The organism is Wenzhouxiangella sp. YN9 (assembly GCF_056324165.1).
The window spans coordinates 39108-54177 of record NZ_JBJNIP010000100.1 but is presented as its reverse complement, the minus strand read 5'-3'; the positions used below and the strand labels follow the sequence as shown (position 1 = coordinate 54177).

Sequence of the window (15070 nt, the reverse complement as noted above, 5' to 3'; positions counted from 1 at the left end):
GCAGGAGCAGCTGTGCACCGATTCGATCAACTTGCGGTATCGACCCGCATTGCGCTGGCATTCGGCCTGGTGGTGGTGATATATGTCGCCAACGCCGGCCTCAGCATCATGCATCTCGGGCAGGTGCGTGACAGTACCGAAACCGTCTACTCGGACTGGCTGGTGAGCATCACCACGCTGCTGCAGGCCGATCGCGATGCCTACCAGGCCCGGCTGGCGCTTGCCGAACTGCTGGACGAATCGTCGATGACGGCGGCGGGCATGCGCCGGCAGCTCGACTTTGTCGACGAGAACATCACTCAGCTGGGTGAGCGCTTCGGTCGCTTTCGCGGCATTTACCGGGAAGCCACCGGCGACACCGATCACGCACAGTTTGCGCTCTTCGCGAGCCAGTACGAACAGCTCATGAGTTCGGCCCAACGCCTCGCAGCTGCTTTCAGGAGCGGTGACCTTGCCGCGGCGCGCGGCCTCTACCAGCGTCGGTTCGTGCCGGCCTTTGACGCGGCCCGGAAGGCCATCGATGTGTTGACCGAAGACGCCGAGCGGCAGGCCGGAGCCCGATTTGACGTCAGCATCGAGCAGGCGACGAAGATTCGCAATGAATCGATCGTCTTCTTTGGCCTGATTGTGCTGCTGATGCTGGTCAGCGGCGTCATTCTGCGCCGCAGCATCATGCGCCAGCTTGGCGGTGAGCCGGCCCATGCAGTCGAGGTGGCCCGACGTGTTGCCTCCGGCGATCTCGGCGTGACGGTGGACGTGCGCCGCGGTGACAGTACCAGCCTGCTGGCCCACGTCAGGCAGATGGTCGACAAGCTATCGGGGGTGGTTGCGGAGGTCGGCTCGGCAAGTGAAAGTCTGGCTTCGGCTGCTGAAGAGGTATCGGCCACGGCGCAGAGCATGAACGAAGGTGCGAGCGAGCAGGCCGCAAGCGCGGAGCAGACCACCGCCTCGATCGAGCAGATGTCGGCATCGATCGCGCACAACAACGAAAGCGCCCGGGTCACGCGCGATATTTCCGCACGGGCCGCCGACCAGGCCCTGCAGGGCGGCAAGGCGGTCGGCGAGACGGTGGCGGCAATGCAGGCCATCGCCGACCGGATTTCTGTCATTGACGAGATTGCGCACCAGACCAATCTGCTGGCGCTCAATGCCGCCATAGAAGCCGCCCGCGCCGGAGAGCAGGGCAAGGGGTTTGCGGTGGTTGCTGCCGAGGTGCGCAAGCTTGCCGAGCGCAGTCACCAGGCGGCGCAGGAGGTGGGCGAAACCGCACGCGGCAGCGTCGACCTGGCCCGGCGGGCCGGCGAGCAGCTTGAAGCCATGGTGCCCTCGATACAGAAAACCGCGGAGCTGATCGAGGCAATCTCGGCGGCGTCGTCGCAGCAGGCCGCGGGCGCCGGCGAGATCGGCGGCGCGATGGCGCAGCTCAATGGTGTTACCCGGCAATCGGCGTCTTCTTCCGAACAGCTGGCCGCAACCTCTGAACAGATGAGTGCCCAGGCCGAGCAGCTGCAGCAGCTGATCTCTTTCTTTCGCCTTCGCGAGCGGGCCGTGGTCGCGTCGGCGCAAGCGGCACCAACAGCGGGCGGAGGCGTGGTTGGCGGCCGGGCCCGGCAAGCCCGGTCCGGGGCGCGGTTGGCACCGCTGTGATTAAGCCCCGCCGAGCTCGGTGGCGGCCTCACGCGGATACAGCTCGACCACGCCGCGTTCATTTCTGGCGATGGTCATCATCTGCAGCCCTGCGCCCAGGCAGACTGCGGTGCCGGTGGCGTGCCAGTCTCCGAGCACGATCCGTTGACAGTGGCGCTGCTCGCTGCTGCGTGTGGCGCTGTCATGGCCGCTCTGAGGGACGGCGGATTCACCCGGGCGCTCGCCCGCGCCCTGTTCGCCGTCATCGAGGGTCAGATCGTGGATGGCGCAGCGGTGGGTATGGCCGTGGATCATGCGGCGCACGCCGTGTTTGCGAAAGGCGGCGACGACGGCGTCGTGGTTGACGTCCATGATGCCGGCCTCCGTGCTGCCGGTATGGCGACGGCTGGCCCAGCGGGCCAGGCGCGCCATCAGCCGCCGCAACCAGATCGGTTTGGAGAGCATGCGTTGCTGCCATTCCGGGGTGCGGGACTTGCGGCGAAAGCGCTGGTAGGACACGTCGTCGGTGCACAGCGTGTCACCGTGGAGCAGCAGAACATCCCTGCCGCGGTGGCGGAGCAGCTGGGGCTCTTCCAGGCGCGTCATGCCGGCCTGGCGACAGAAGCGGTCGCCGACCAGGAAGTCGCGATTGCCGCAGATGAAATAAATCGGAATGCCGGCCCGGCTCAGTTTCAGCAGCCCGGCGGCCACCTCGCGGCCGAGTTTCCCGGGCGCATCATCGCCGATCCAGACCTCGAACAGATCGCCAAGGATGAACAGCTGCCCGGCCGCGCGGGCCGGGCCGTCGAGAAAGTCCAGGAACAGCCGCGTTGTTTCCGGGCGTTCCTGCTGCAGGTGCAGGTCAGCGATCAGCCAGGTGGTTTCGCTGTCACTCGGTGATTTCGACACTTTCAATAACAGCCGTTTCAACCGGCACGTCCTGGTGCATGCCATGGCTGCCGGTTTCAAGGGCGCGAATCCGGTCGACGACGTCCATGCCGTCCGTGACCCGGCCGAACACCGCATAACCCCAGGTCTGTCCCGAGCTCTTGTTGCGGTGGTCGAGGAAGTGGTTGTCGGCCACGTTGATGAAGAACTGACTGGTCGCCGAGTGCGGATCATTGGTGCGCGCCATCGCCAGCGTGCCGCGGGTGTTCTGCAGCCCGTTATCGGCTTCGTTTTCGATTGACGCGCGCGTGGGCTTCTGCCTGAAATCAGCGTCGAAGCCGCCGCCCTGAACCATGAAGTTGTCGATCACGCGATGGAAGATGGTGCCATCGTAGTGTCCGTCCCGGGCATACTGCAGAAAGTTGGCCGTTGACAGGGGGGCTTTGTCTTCAAACAGTTCGACGGTGATGTCGCCGAGGTTGGTGTGCACAATCACGCTGGGGTTCTCCGTTGTATTCGGGGTCGGGTCGTCGCCGGGTTGTTCGGCATCCTGCGCTGCCAGCGGCAGCGCAAGAAAAATCAGCAGGGCAAACAGGGTTCGCATGGCGAAGGTTCAATCCGTGGGTTGCACAAGCGCCCAATGATACGAGTTCAGGATGGAAATGTCAGCGGCCGAAAGCGCCGGGGGCGATCAGGCGCTCCATGGACTCAGCGGGTTACGGCTCGAACCAGCGCGTTGACAGGCCCCGCTGTGGTAAGATTTGATGCTTGTTGCGCACAGTTTGCCCGCCGCTTGCCGGGCGATTGTCGCGGCTCTGAAAGTCAGTAGTTTCAGTCATTTGAAAAACAAACCTAAAGCATTGACGGGGTAACCGCAGATGGCGGAAATGGCACGTGAAGTGCTCCAGGTAAATCTGGAAGATGAAATGCGCCAGTCCTACCTTGATTACGCCATGAGCGTGATCGTGGGTCGGGCGCTACCGGATGTGCGCGACGGCCTCAAGCCGGTGCATCGGCGCGTGCTCTTTGCGATGCACGAGCTGGGTAACGACTTCAACAAGCCCTACAAGAAATCGGCCCGCGTGGTCGGTGACGTCATCGGTAAATATCACCCGCACGGCGATAGCGCCGTGTACGACACCATCGTGCGGATGGCCCAGCCCTTTTCCATGCGCTACATGCTGGTCGATGGCCAGGGCAACTTCGGCTCCATTGACGGCGACTCGCCGGCGGCGATGCGCTACACGGAAGTGCGCATGTCGCGAATTGCGCACCAGCTGCTGGCCGACATCGGCAAGGAAACGGTCAATTTCATTCCCAACTACGACGAGTCGGAAAACGAGCCGACCGTCCTGCCGACGCGAGTACCGAATCTGCTGATCAACGGCAGCTCGGGCATTGCGGTGGGCATGGCCACCAACATTCCGCCGCACAACCTAGGCGAGGTGGTCAGTGCACTGCTGGCGATGATCAGGAACCCCGATATCGACGTCGACGAGATCATGGAACACCTGCCGGGGCCGGATTTTCCCACGGCGGCCATCATCAACGGCGCGGCCGGCATTGAAGAGGCTTATCGCACCGGTCGCGGGCGCATCCACTTGCGCGCAAACACCGAGATCGAGACCGATGACGATACCGGCAGGGTTCGTATCGTGGTCAACGAGCTGCCGTATATGGTCAACAAGGCCCGGCTGCTGGAGAAGATCGCCGAGCTGGTCAAGGAAAAGCGATTGGAGGGGATCTCCGGGCTGCGTGATGAGTCCGACAAGGACGGCATGCGCATGGTCATCGAGCTCAAGCGCGGTGAAGTGGCCGAGGTGGTGCTCAATAATCTGTTCCAGCTGACCCAGCTGCAGACGGTGTTCGGCATCAACATGGTGGCCCTGGTCGACGGCCAGCCAAAGCTGCTCGACATTCAGCAGATGCTGTCGGCTTTCCTGGCGCACCGGCGTGAGGTGGTGACCCGGCGCAGCCTCTACGAGCTGAGAAAATCACGCGAGCGCGCGCACATTCTCGAGGGCCTGACGATTGCCATCGCCAACCTCGATGAAGTCATCGCCCTGATCAAGAATTCCAATACGCCGGCCGACGCCCGCGAGGCACTGCAGCGCCAGCGCTGGGAGGCTGGTCTGGTCGAGGCCCTGCTGGGCCGGGCAGGGGCGGAGCTGTCGCGACCGGAGGGCCTGTTGCCTGAATACGGGTTGAGCGAGGGTGGCTATCAGCTCTCGCCGCAGCAGGCGCAGGCGATTCTGGATTTGCGTCTGCAAAAGCTCACCGGACTGGAACAGGACAAGCTTTCGGAGGAATACGAGGAGATTCTGGACACCATCCGCGAACTGATGCGGATTCTCTCCGAGCCGGATGCGCTCATGCAGGTGATCGAGGATGAGTTGATTGCGGTTCGCGATCAGTTTAACGATGTTCGTCGCTCGGAAATTCTGCGTGACCACCTGGATCTGACCATGGAAGATCTGATCACGCCCGAAGATGTGGTGGTGACGCTCTCGCATGCCGGTTACGCCAAGTATCAGCCGCTGGATCGCTATCGCTCCCAGCGGCGCGGCGGGCGCGGCCGGTCGGCGGCCCGGACCAAGGACGAGGATTTTGTCGAGAGATTCTGGGTAACCAACACCCATGACACGCTGCTGGTATTCACCTCGGCGGGCAAGGTCTACAAGACCAGGGTTTATCAGCTGCCGCAGGCCGGTCACAACAGCCGCGGCCGGCCGATGGTCAATCTGCTGCCGCTCGAAGACGGCGAGCGTATCAATGCGGTGTTGCCCACGCGCGAGTTTCCTGACGACTGGTTCGTGTTCTTTGCAACTCGCAGCGGCCGCGTCAAGAAGACGCCGCTGTCGGATTTCGCCAATATCCGCTCCAACGGCATCTGGGCGGTGCTGCTGGAAGAGGGCGATGAGCTGGTGGATGTGGCGCTGACCGACGGCGACCGCGACATCCTTCTTTTCTCCTCCTCCGGCAAGGCGGTACGCTTTGATGAAACCGACGCCCGCCCGATGGGCCGGCAGACCCGCGGCGTGATCGGCATTCGTCTGCAGAATGCTCAGGAAGAGGAGGTCGTCTCGATGCTGGTTGCCGATGAGGAGCGCGACGACGTGCTGCTGGCCACCGCCAACGGCTACGGCAAGCGCACACCGCTGGAAGAGTTCCCGGTGCACAGGCGCGGCGGCCAGGGGGTGATCGGCATTCAGACCGAGGATCGCAACGGGTCGCTGGTTGCCGCGCTGGCGGTGTCCGACGATGATGATGTCATGCTGACTTCCAATGCCGGCACCCTGGTGCGGATTTCAGCTGCGGAAATCTCGAGCATGAGCCGCAACACCCAGGGCGTGACCCTGATTCGGCTGGACGACGAAGAGCAGCTGATCGGCATGGCGCGGGTCGCCGCGTCCGAAGAGGAAGATGAAGCGGGCGAAGCGGCTCAGGACGAAGACGACTGATTCAGTCGGCAACAGCGGGGTGGCGTTGGGCTGAACCGCTCTTGCCCTGGCTCGGGAAGGTTCACTTCAGTTCGACGCGGTGGCGAGGCCTTCAGTGAACCTTCCCGAGCCAGGGCAAACGCTCTGAGTCGGGTTTCGGGATGCCATCCCGGAGTCGCAGTTTCCTCCCCCGGCTCGGGGCACTCACTTCAGTTCGACGCGGTGGCGAGGTCTTCAGTGAACCTTCCCGAGCCAGGGCAAACGCTCTGAGTCGGGTTTCAGGCGGCCATGCCCGGAGCCGCTGTTTGCCCGGCTCGGGTATATTCACTTCGGTTCTGCGCCGTGGCGAGACCGTCAGTGAGCCCTCCCGAGCCAGGCATTCGTCGTCGCGAGCTGGCCTCGAATCGCTCCGGGCGACCAGCCTACATCCAGTCTTCCATCGGCGGGCAGGAGCAGACCAGATTGCGGTCGCCGTAGACGTTGTCCACGCGCCCCACGGGCGTGAAGTATTTGCCCATGCGCAGCTCCCGGACCGGCCAGCCGGCGTCCTGTCGGCTATAGCCGTGCGCCCATTCGTCGGCGCCCAGTTCCTCGACGGTGTGCGGTGCATTCTTGAGCGGGTTGGCCTCGCGGTCCCACTCGCCGCTCGCTACGCGGTCGATCTCCTGCCGGATGCTGATCATTGCCTGAATGAAGCGGTCCAGCTCGGCCTTTGACTCACTTTCGGTCGGCTCGATCATCAGGGTGCCGGGTACGGGCCATGACATGGTCGGCGCGTGAAAGCCGTAGTCCATCATGCGCTTGGCGACGTCTTCCTCGGTGATGTCGGCCGACTCCTTGAAGGGGCGCAGGTCGATGATGCACTCGTGCGCGATGCGTCCGTTCCGGCCCGTATAGAGGATGTCGTAGTGTCCTTCCAGACGTTTGGCGATGTAGTTGGCGCTGAGAATGGCCGCCTCGGTTGCCAGACGCAGACCGTCACCGCCCATCAGGCGAATGTAGACCCAGGGAATGGGCAGGATGCCGGCGCTGCCCCAGGGGGCGGCCGCCACCGGCGGATTGCTGCCGAATTCAGGTCCCAGCAGACCGCTGCCGTGGCCGGGCAGAAAGGGGATGAGGTGCTCGCGAACACCGATCGGTCCGATGCCCGGTCCGCCGCCACCGTGCGGAATGCAGAAAGTCTTGTGAAGGTTCAGGTGGCAGACGTCGGCGTAGTCGGCAATGCGCGACCAGCCCACCAGGGCGTTGAGGTTGGCGCCGTCGAGATAAACCAGGCCGCCGGCTTCGTGTATCTGCTCGCAGATGTCGACCACCGACTCCTCGAACACGCCGTGCGTGGACGGGTAGGTGATCATCAGGGCGGCGAGGCGTTCGCGATGCTCGTCGATCTTCGCACCCAGGTCGTCGAGGTCGATATTGCCCTGTCGGTCGCATTTGACGACGACAATTTCCATCCCCGTCATCTGCGCGCTGGCCGGGTTGGTGCCGTGCGCCGAAGACGGAATCAGGCAGATATCGCGCTCATGGTTGCCCTGGTCTTCGTGCCAGCCCTTGATCGCCAGCAGGCCGGCGTATTCACCCTGCGAGCCGGCATTGGGCTGCAGTGAAAATGCCTTGAAACCGGTGATCTCGCAGAGCATGCCTTCGAGCTCGTCGATAAGCTGGTGATAGCCGCGCGCCTGCTCTGGCGGGCAGAAGGGATGCAGCTCGGAGAACTCCGGCCAGGTAATCGGCATCATCTCGGCGGTGGCGTTGAGCTTCATGGTGCACGAGCCCAGCGGAATCATCGCGTGGGTCAGGCTCAAATCGCGGTTTTCCAGGCGCTTGAGATAGCGCAGCATCTCGGTTTCGGAGCGATAGCGGCTGAACACTTCGTGCTCGAGATAGGGCGTGCGCCGGCGCAGGCTTTCGGGAATGGCCTGGAAGTCCGCGTCGAGCGCTTCGTCGAGCGCGGTGATGTCTGCGGCGTCTTCGCCGCGGAAAAAGCCGAGAAGGCTCGACAGGTGCTGCCGTCGGGTCTGTTCGTTGAGGCTGATGCCGATGACGCCCTCGCGATCGGCGCGCAGGTTGATGCCTGCCTGCTGGGCGCGATGCAGCAGCTCCTGGCGCCGCGGTTCGTCGACGCGCACCGTCAGGGTGTCGAAGTAGTGTTCGTTTTCGAGCGTGTAACCGGCATCGACGATGCCGCGGGCAAGAATGCCGGTCTGGCGGTGAATGCGCTGCGCGATCTTCTTCAGGCCTTCCGGGCCGTGCCAGACGGCGTAAAAGCCGGCCATCACTGCCAGCAGCGCCTGGGCGGTGCAGATATTGCTCATTGCCTTTTCGCGCCGGATATGCTGTTCGCGTGTTTGCAGGGCCATGCGCAGCGCCGGATTGCCGTGGCGGTCCTTTGATACGCCGATGATGCGGCCGGGCACATTGCGACGGTAGGCTTCGCGGGTGGCGAAAAAGCCGGCGTGCGGCCCGCCGTATCCCATGGGCACGCCAAAGCGCTGGGCGCTGCCGACCACCACGTCGGCACCGGCCTGGCCGGGAGACTCGAGCAGCAGCAGCGCCATCAGGTCGGCGGCGACCGCCACCTGAACGTCGCGCTCGTGTGCCTGCGAGACCACATTGTCGAGCGGCTCGACGGCGCCGTTACTGCCCGGGTACTGAACGAGAACGCCGAAACAGTCGATGTCGGGCAGGGCCGAGTGCAGATTCTCGTGCACCTGTACGTCGATACCCAGATGACGACCACGGTTGCTGACCACCTCGATGGTCTGGGGCAGGCAGTTGGCATCCACCAGAAAGACGTCGCTCTTGTTCTTGCGGTTGACGCGCTTGAGCATGGCCATGGCTTCGGCCGCAGCCGTGCCTTCATCGAGCAGCGAGGCGTTGGCCATTTCCATGCCGGTCAGATCCATGACCATCTGCTGGAAGTTGAGCATGCCTTCCAGGCGGCCTTGCGAGATTTCGGCCTGATAGGGCGTGTACGCGGTATACCACCCCGGGTTCTCGAGCACGTTGCGCAAAATTACCGGGGGCGTCAGCGTGGGGTGATAACCCAGCCCGATCATCGAGTGGGCAACGCTGTTGCGTGAAGCCAACTGGCGGATGGTTTCAAGAACACGTTCTTCGTTTTCGCCGGCGGGGAGGTCCAGCGGCCGGTCGGCGCGAATGCTGCCAGGCATGGTCTCCAGGGCCAGCGCCTCCAGCGAATCGCAGCCGACGACATCGAGCATTTCGCGGACCTCATCGGCGGAAGGGCCGATGTGCCGCGAAATGAAATCGTCATGCGATTCCAGATGGTGGAGAGGCGTAGAAGTATTCCGATTGTCGGTCATTACAGAAGCAGTCCTTGCGTAGAGGTCGTGAACACGTAGTGGTCGATCAGGAGAAACGCGAACAGAGCCATGAGGTAGACCACTGAATAATTGAACATGTGCATGGCCAGCTGTTCGTTGCTGGAGCGCATGATGGCGATGGCGTAGCCGAGAAAGCCGACGTTGAGGATCATGGTGCCGACCAGATAGGCCAGCCCGCTCATGCCCGTCAGCCAGGGCAGCAGTGTGATCAGCACGAGGATGATGGTGTAGAACAGAATCTGCCAGCGGGTGAATCTGACGCCGTGCGTGACCGGCATCATGGGCACGTCGGCGGCGGCGTAGTCCTCGCGGCGGTGGATGGCCAGAGCCCAGAAATGCGGCGGGGTCCAGACAAAAACAATCAGGAAAAGAATCAGGGCATGGGCATGAATTTCGCCGGTGACCGCGGCCCAGCCCAGCACCGGTGGTGCGGCGCCGGCGGCACCGCCGATGACGATGTTCTGCGATGTGGCGCGCTTGAGCCAGGCGGTGTAGATCACGGCATAGCCGATCAGGCTGATGAAGGTCAGTACCGCGGTCAGCGGGTTGACCAGAAAGACGAGAATCAGCATCGAAACAGCGGCCAGAATCAGGGCAAAGATGAGTGCCTGGCGGCGGTTGAGCTGTTTGCTGGGCAGTGGTCGGTTGCGCGTGCGCGCCATGATGCGATCGGCGCGCTCGTCGAGCAGATGGTTGATGGCGGCCGCCGAGGCTGCTGCCATGCCGATGCCCAGCGTGCCCCAGATCAGCGCGTCGAGCGGGATCATGCCCGGCACCGACAGCGCCATGCCGACAACCGCGGTAAACACGATCAGTGACACGACCCTGAGCTTGCACAGGCCGAGAAAGAAACGCGTTCGCTGCCGTATTGTTGCCGTGGCTGCCGTCATTTGCGCTCGTTGGGGGTGAATCGCTGCGCCGGTGTTGCCGGAATCACTCCGGCCCGGTCTGAGTCCAGGTGAGCAGGCGCGAGAGATCCCGGCGCATGCCGTTGAGATCTGCATCCTGCGGGTAACTCAGTATTATATGCCCCTTGGGGTCGACAATGTAGCTGATTGGCTTCAGACCGGGGTCGGGCAGGGCGGTGCCGAGGGTTCTTCCGGCCGTTCCGGCCACTACGCGAAAATCCTCGGCCAGGTCATGGATGGCGCTCAGCGTGTCGTTGTTCACCTCGCCGGGGGTGACCAGCATCAGGTCGATTTCGGGCTGGTGACGATCCTGGCCGAGACGGATCTGGCGCAGCCAGTAGAGGTCTTCCAGGCAGGCTTCGCTGCAGCCGGCAGGGCGATAATGCAGCAGCTGCCACTGGCCGGCCAGCGTCTCGCGGCTGACGCGATTTCCGGCGGCGGTCTGGAGCTCGAATTCCGGCAGCCGGACGGCCGGCTGCAACAGCTCGCCGTGATTGCGCGTGCTGCCCGGGCGCCAGTCAAGCCACTGGCTGTTGAGCAGAATCGCGATTGCGACGGGAGCGAAAAACAGCGCCAGCAGAAGGGCAACGGTAACTTTTTTCATGACTTTCCGGTTCGCTTGCGATGGCGAAGACTGCGCCACGTCAGGGTGACCCAGATGAGCAATACCGCGACTGCCATGGTGATCCACTGCCAGGCATAAGCATGATGGCGGTCGGGCCCGAAGTTGACCGGACGCCACTCATCGCCGGTCAGGTGCGCCGCGTGGGTGGGCTCGAGCAGAATCACACGGTCAGCCAGCCGGGTGCCCAGGGCTGTCTCGACGCGGTCGAGGTCGAGATAGGTCACCAGGTTCGGCCAGTGGTCCGCGTCAAGCGCGCGGGCCGTTCCGAGTTCGAGGCCGACGCGCGGCGGGTTCGCCAGTCGACCGCTGATGGCCAGGCTGCCACGGGGCGTGTCGACTTTCGGCAGCGCTTCCTGGCGGGAGGGCAGCGGATACCAGCCCCGGTTGACCAGCCAGGAGCGCGCCGTGCCCTCGGGTTGAAAGGGCGTAAAGACATGCACGCCGGGTTGGCCGCCGCGCATCTGGTTGTCCAGCAGGATGTGGCGCGATGAATCAAAAACCCCGCGCACCTGCACTCGGGCGTATGCCGCTGCTTCTGCAGTCGTCTGATCCAGCGTGACCGCTTCGGCTTGTTGCCAGGATTGCAGCATGGCCTGCTTCTCCTGCGCGCGATCGAACTGCCACACGGCCAGCCTGGCACACAGGAGGATCACCACAACCGCGGCAAGGTGCGGCAGCCAGCGAATGATGAAGGAAGAGAGCCTGCTCATGGCGTCAGACCATTATAATGGCAGCGACATTTTCGCCGGAGCCTTCTGTTGCTCAGCAAAGTACTGATCATCGCTGCCTTTCTCACCATTCTTTATACCCTGGCGTCAAGCTTCTACTTTCTGGTCAAGGATGCCGGCGAGGGGAACCGCACGGTGCGGCGCCTGAGCTGGCGCGTGGGGATCTCGATCGGGCTGGTATTCACGCTGTGGGTGGCCTTTCAGCTGGGCTGGATCGAGCCACAGGGCGTCAACCCGGTGCACTACTCGGGCGGGAATGGCTGAGCTCTGACGCGGAGTCGGAAGCCGGGCGGTTCGATCAGACCGGCAACGGCGCTTGCAAACATCCGCACTGGCTGACAAAACGCGCCGTTTGGCATCGTCGGCAGTTCGGTGTGCGGAGAACCGTCGTGCAGAGAACCGTCGCCCGCCGTTGCCGTCAGGGTGCCGATCGTTCAGCCTTCCAGCGCGCTGTTGATGGCCTTGAGCAGCTCTTTCTTGTCGACCGGCTTGGTGATGTAGGCGGCCGCGCCCTGGCGCATGCCCCAGATGCGGTCGGTTTCCTGATCCTTGGTGGTGACGAAGATCACCGGAACGTTCGCCGTCGACTCTTCCTTGCCGATGCGCCGGGTGGCCTGAAAGCCGTTGAGGCCGGGCATGACGATGTCCATCAGGATAGCGTCGGGCAGGTGCGACTTGGCTTGCTCCACGCCTTCTTCACCGCTGGAGGCGGTAATCACTTCGTGGCCCCCGCCTTCGACGATCTTCTTCAGCGAGTAGAGATGGGTCTCGGAATCGTCAACGATCAGAATCTTGGCCATGGAAATCCCTTGTATGACTGTTGTAGTACGCAAACTGGAATGGATTTCATCATACCCGAAACCAGCGCCCGGGGTCGCGTGAGGTCAGCTTCAGTCCAGCCTGACGCGTACGGTAATGCGCCCGCGCCCCTGACCGGCGAGCAGCTGCCCGAAGGCGTCTTCGAGGCCGTTCAGATCGATCGCGGGCGCGGCAATCCGGTCCAGATGTCGCGGCTTCCAGTCGCTGGCCAGCCGCTGCCAGATTTCGTTGCGAATACTGTAGGGGCAGCCGGCGGAGTTGATCCCCAGCAGGCCGATGCCGCGAATGATGAAGGGCATCACCGTGGTATTGACGCCGATGCCGCCGGCCATGCCGCAGGAGGCGATGTTGCCCCAGGGTTCGATCACGCGGGTCAGCCCGGAGAGCATGTCGCCGCCGACGTTGTCCAGAGCGCCGGCAAACCGGGATGAAGCCAGCGGTGATTCCGGCCAGTAGAGCTCGCGCCGGGAAATGCACTGCGATGCACCGAGCTCGTGCAGCCAGTCGAACTCGTCTTCCTTGCCGGAGATGGCCGTGACCTCGTAGCCGGCTTTGGAGTAGATGTCGCAAGCCAGCGAGCCGACGCCGCCGCTGGCGCCGGTAATCGCGATGGTGCCCATGTCCGGCCGCTGACCATTGGCCTCCATGCGCCACAGCCCGAGCGCGGCGGTAAAGCCGGCGGTGCCGAGCAGCATGGCCTCATGCAGGGACAGGCCATCGGGCAGTGGAATCAGCCACTCCGACGGCACCCGCAGGAACTCGCTGTAGCCGCCGTCACGGGTTTCCGATAGGCCGCTGCCGGTAATCAGAACTTCGTCGCCATCGGCAAAGTCTGCGTGTTCGGACTGCACCACGGTCCCGGCGGCGTCGATACCGCCGTTGAGCGGAAAGCGGCGCAGGATCTTGCCCTGGCCGGTGCCGGCCAGGGCGTCCTTGTAGTTGACGCTGGACCAGGCGACGCGAATGACGACGTCACCCTCGGACTGATCATCGATCGACTGCTCGACAATTTCGCCGCGATAGCCGTCCTCGTCGTCGCTGATCCGGAAAGCGCGGAAGGTGTCGGAAATGGCTTCGGTCATGATGTCGTCAATCCTGGCAACGTCGTATCGCTGATCTTTCAGCCTGCACTGTCAACCCGGCCGCGCTCAGTTGACCTTGTGGATGGCGCGCTTGTCCACGGCCAGCGCGGCTTCGTGGACGGCCTCCGACAGGGTCGGGTGAGCGTGGATGATGCGGGCGAGGTCCTCGGCGGCGCCGGCGAACTCCATTGTGACCACGCATTCGGCAATCAGCTCCGAGGCGCTGGGGCCAATGATCTGCACGCCCAGCAGGCGGTCGGTCTCGGCATCGGCGATGACCTTCACGGTTCCGGGGGCATGCCCCATGGCCAGCCCACGCCCGCTGGCGGCAAACGGAAAGTTGCCCACGTGGTACTCGACGCCTTCTTCCTTCAGCTGCTTTTCGGTCTTGCCCAGCCAGGCGATTTCGGGGTCGGTGTAGATCACCCAGGGCACCGTATCCAGGTTGAAGTTTCCCTGGCTGCCGGCGATGGTTTCGACCACCGCGATGCCTTCTTCGGACGCCTTGTGCGCCAGCATCGGGCCGCGCACCAGGTCGCCCACGGCCCACACGCCGTCGACTGCCGTGCGGCAGTACTCGTCGACTTCGACCTGGCCGCGGTCGGTCATCTTCACGCCGGAGTCATCGGCCAGCAGACCCTCGCCGGCACCCTTGCGGCCCACGGCCACCAGCAGCTTGTCGAAGGTTTCGCTGTGCTCGCCCTTGGAATCCTCGTAGGTGACGGTCACCTTGCCGTCGGCAACCTCGGCGCCGGACACCTTGGCGCCCAGGCGAATATCGAGGCCCTGCTTCTTGAACTCACGGGCGGCGACGCGCGAGCTGTCCTTGTCGATGGCCGGAAGGAATTCGTCCAGCGCTTCGAACAGCATCACCTCGCTGCCCAGGCGTGACCAGACGCTGCCCATTTCCAGGCCGATCACGCCGGCGCCGATGACGCCCAGGCGTTCGGGTACTTCGGGAAATTCCAGCGCGCCGATGTTGTCAACGATGGTCTCGCCATCGAGCTCGACGTTGGGAATGGAGAAAGCGACAGAGCCGGCGGCAAGAATGACGTTCTTGCCCTTGACCGTGTAGGCCTCGCCGTCGTGCGGGCTGAGCTCCACCTCGCGCTCGGCCAGAAGCTTGCCGCGACCGTTGACGAATTCGACCTTGTTGGCCTTGAGCAGCTGGGTGACGCCTCCGGTGAGCTGCTTGACCACCTGATCCTTGCGCTTGAGCATCTGTTCGACATCGATGCTGACTTCATCGACCTGAATGCCATGCTCGGCGTAGTCGTCACGGACGCTGGCGAAGTGCTTGGAGGAGTCCAGCAGCGCCTTGGACGGAATGCAGCCGATGTTCAGGCAGGTGCCGCCAGGGGCCGGCTTGTCGTCTGCGTTCTTGCGATCGTCTACCAGCAAGACTTTCAGATCCAGCTGCGCGGCCCGAATGGCGGCCACGTAGCCTCCGGGCCCGCCGCCGATCACGATTACGTCGAATTCCTTGTCAGCCATTGTGTTTCCTCTCGATCAGGTTCTGCGCCATCAGTTGGGAGCTTCAAGCGTCTGAAAAGCTCGAACGGGAAGGGCGCGAAGAAGGCACGAAGGGCACGCAAGAGTCAGATTCC

At 63.5% G+C, this 15070-nt stretch carries 12 protein-coding genes; 3 read left to right on the top strand and 9 right to left on the bottom strand.

Annotated features, from left to right (window positions below; all coding sequences use genetic code 11):
* Positions 1 to 12 precede the first annotated feature (12 nt).
* Complete coding sequence (locus ACEWQ0_RS08750; protein ID WP_476483307.1) at positions 13 to 1647, top strand: methyl-accepting chemotaxis protein; 1635 nt, start codon at positions 13 to 15, stop codon at positions 1645 to 1647.
* On the opposite strand, the gene ACEWQ0_RS08745 is transcribed toward ACEWQ0_RS08750, so the two are convergent.
* Both ACEWQ0_RS08745 and ACEWQ0_RS08740 read right to left on the bottom strand, forming a co-directional pair.
* Complete coding sequence (locus ACEWQ0_RS08745; protein ID WP_476483306.1) at positions 1648 to 2535, bottom strand: UDP-2,3-diacylglucosamine diphosphatase; 888 nt, start codon at positions 2533 to 2535, stop codon at positions 1648 to 1650.
* A complete protein-coding gene (locus ACEWQ0_RS08740) occupies positions 2516 to 3118 on the bottom strand; it encodes a peptidylprolyl isomerase (RefSeq protein WP_476485114.1) in 603 nt (200 codons plus the stop codon). Before ACEWQ0_RS08740 ends, ACEWQ0_RS08745 begins: the two co-directional genes overlap by 20 nt.
* A gap of 274 nt (positions 3119 to 3392) precedes the next feature.
* Here ACEWQ0_RS08740 and gyrA point away from each other — a divergent pair, with 274 nt between their 5' ends.
* Positions 3393 to 5975: a DNA gyrase subunit A gene (gene gyrA / locus ACEWQ0_RS08735; RefSeq protein WP_476483304.1), complete on the top strand. Its 2583-nt coding sequence runs from the start codon at positions 3393 to 3395 to the stop codon at positions 5973 to 5975.
* Between the two features lie 401 nt (positions 5976 to 6376).
* Here gyrA and gcvP read toward each other — a convergent pair whose 3' ends face one another.
* The 4 genes from gcvP to ACEWQ0_RS08715 are packed head-to-tail and all read right to left on the bottom strand — an operon-like array spanning position 6377 to position 11544.
* On the bottom strand, positions 6377 to 9280 hold the full coding sequence (gcvP, locus tag ACEWQ0_RS08730) for an aminomethyl-transferring glycine dehydrogenase (RefSeq protein WP_476483303.1): 2904 nt from the start codon (positions 9278 to 9280) through the stop codon (positions 6377 to 6379).
* Positions 9280 to 10191 carry a heme o synthase gene (cyoE, locus tag ACEWQ0_RS08725; protein ID WP_476483302.1) on the bottom strand — a complete coding sequence of 304 codons (912 nt, stop codon included), beginning with the start codon at positions 10189 to 10191 and terminating at the stop codon, positions 9280 to 9282. The genes gcvP and cyoE overlap by 1 nt, the downstream gene beginning before the upstream one ends.
* A 43-nt stretch (positions 10192 to 10234) precedes the next feature.
* Complete coding sequence (locus tag ACEWQ0_RS08720) at positions 10235 to 10813, bottom strand: hypothetical protein (RefSeq protein ID WP_476485113.1); 579 nt, start codon at positions 10811 to 10813, stop codon at positions 10235 to 10237.
* Positions 10810 to 11544: an SURF1 family protein gene (locus ACEWQ0_RS08715; RefSeq protein WP_476483300.1), complete on the bottom strand. Its 735-nt coding sequence runs from the start codon at positions 11542 to 11544 to the stop codon at positions 10810 to 10812. Before ACEWQ0_RS08715 ends, ACEWQ0_RS08720 begins: the two co-directional genes overlap by 4 nt.
* A gap of 48 nt (positions 11545 to 11592) precedes the next feature.
* Between ACEWQ0_RS08715 and ACEWQ0_RS08710 the strand changes: the two genes are divergently transcribed.
* Positions 11593 to 11826 (top strand): DUF2909 domain-containing protein, encoded by a 234-nt coding sequence (locus ACEWQ0_RS08710; protein ID WP_476483299.1) that lies wholly within the window; start codon positions 11593 to 11595, stop codon positions 11824 to 11826.
* A 170-nt stretch (positions 11827 to 11996) separates the two neighbouring features.
* Here ACEWQ0_RS08710 and ACEWQ0_RS08705 read toward each other — a convergent pair whose 3' ends face one another.
* The 3 genes from ACEWQ0_RS08705 to lpdA all read right to left on the bottom strand — a co-directional run bounded on the left by ACEWQ0_RS08705 (position 11997) and on the right by lpdA (position 14957).
* Positions 11997 to 12362, bottom strand: coding sequence for a response regulator (locus tag ACEWQ0_RS08705; protein ID WP_476483298.1), 366 nt, complete (start codon positions 12360 to 12362; stop codon positions 11997 to 11999).
* A gap of 90 nt (positions 12363 to 12452) precedes the next feature.
* The gene (locus ACEWQ0_RS08700; protein WP_476485112.1) at positions 12453 to 13463 is read right to left on the bottom strand and encodes an acrylyl-CoA reductase family protein; all 1011 of its coding nucleotides are present in this window, start codon (positions 13461 to 13463) and stop codon (positions 12453 to 12455) included.
* 66 nt (positions 13464 to 13529) lie between these two features.
* A complete protein-coding gene (gene lpdA / locus ACEWQ0_RS08695; RefSeq protein ID WP_476483296.1) occupies positions 13530 to 14957 on the bottom strand; it encodes a dihydrolipoyl dehydrogenase in 1428 nt (475 codons plus the stop codon).
* Positions 14958 to 15070 lie beyond the last annotated feature (113 nt).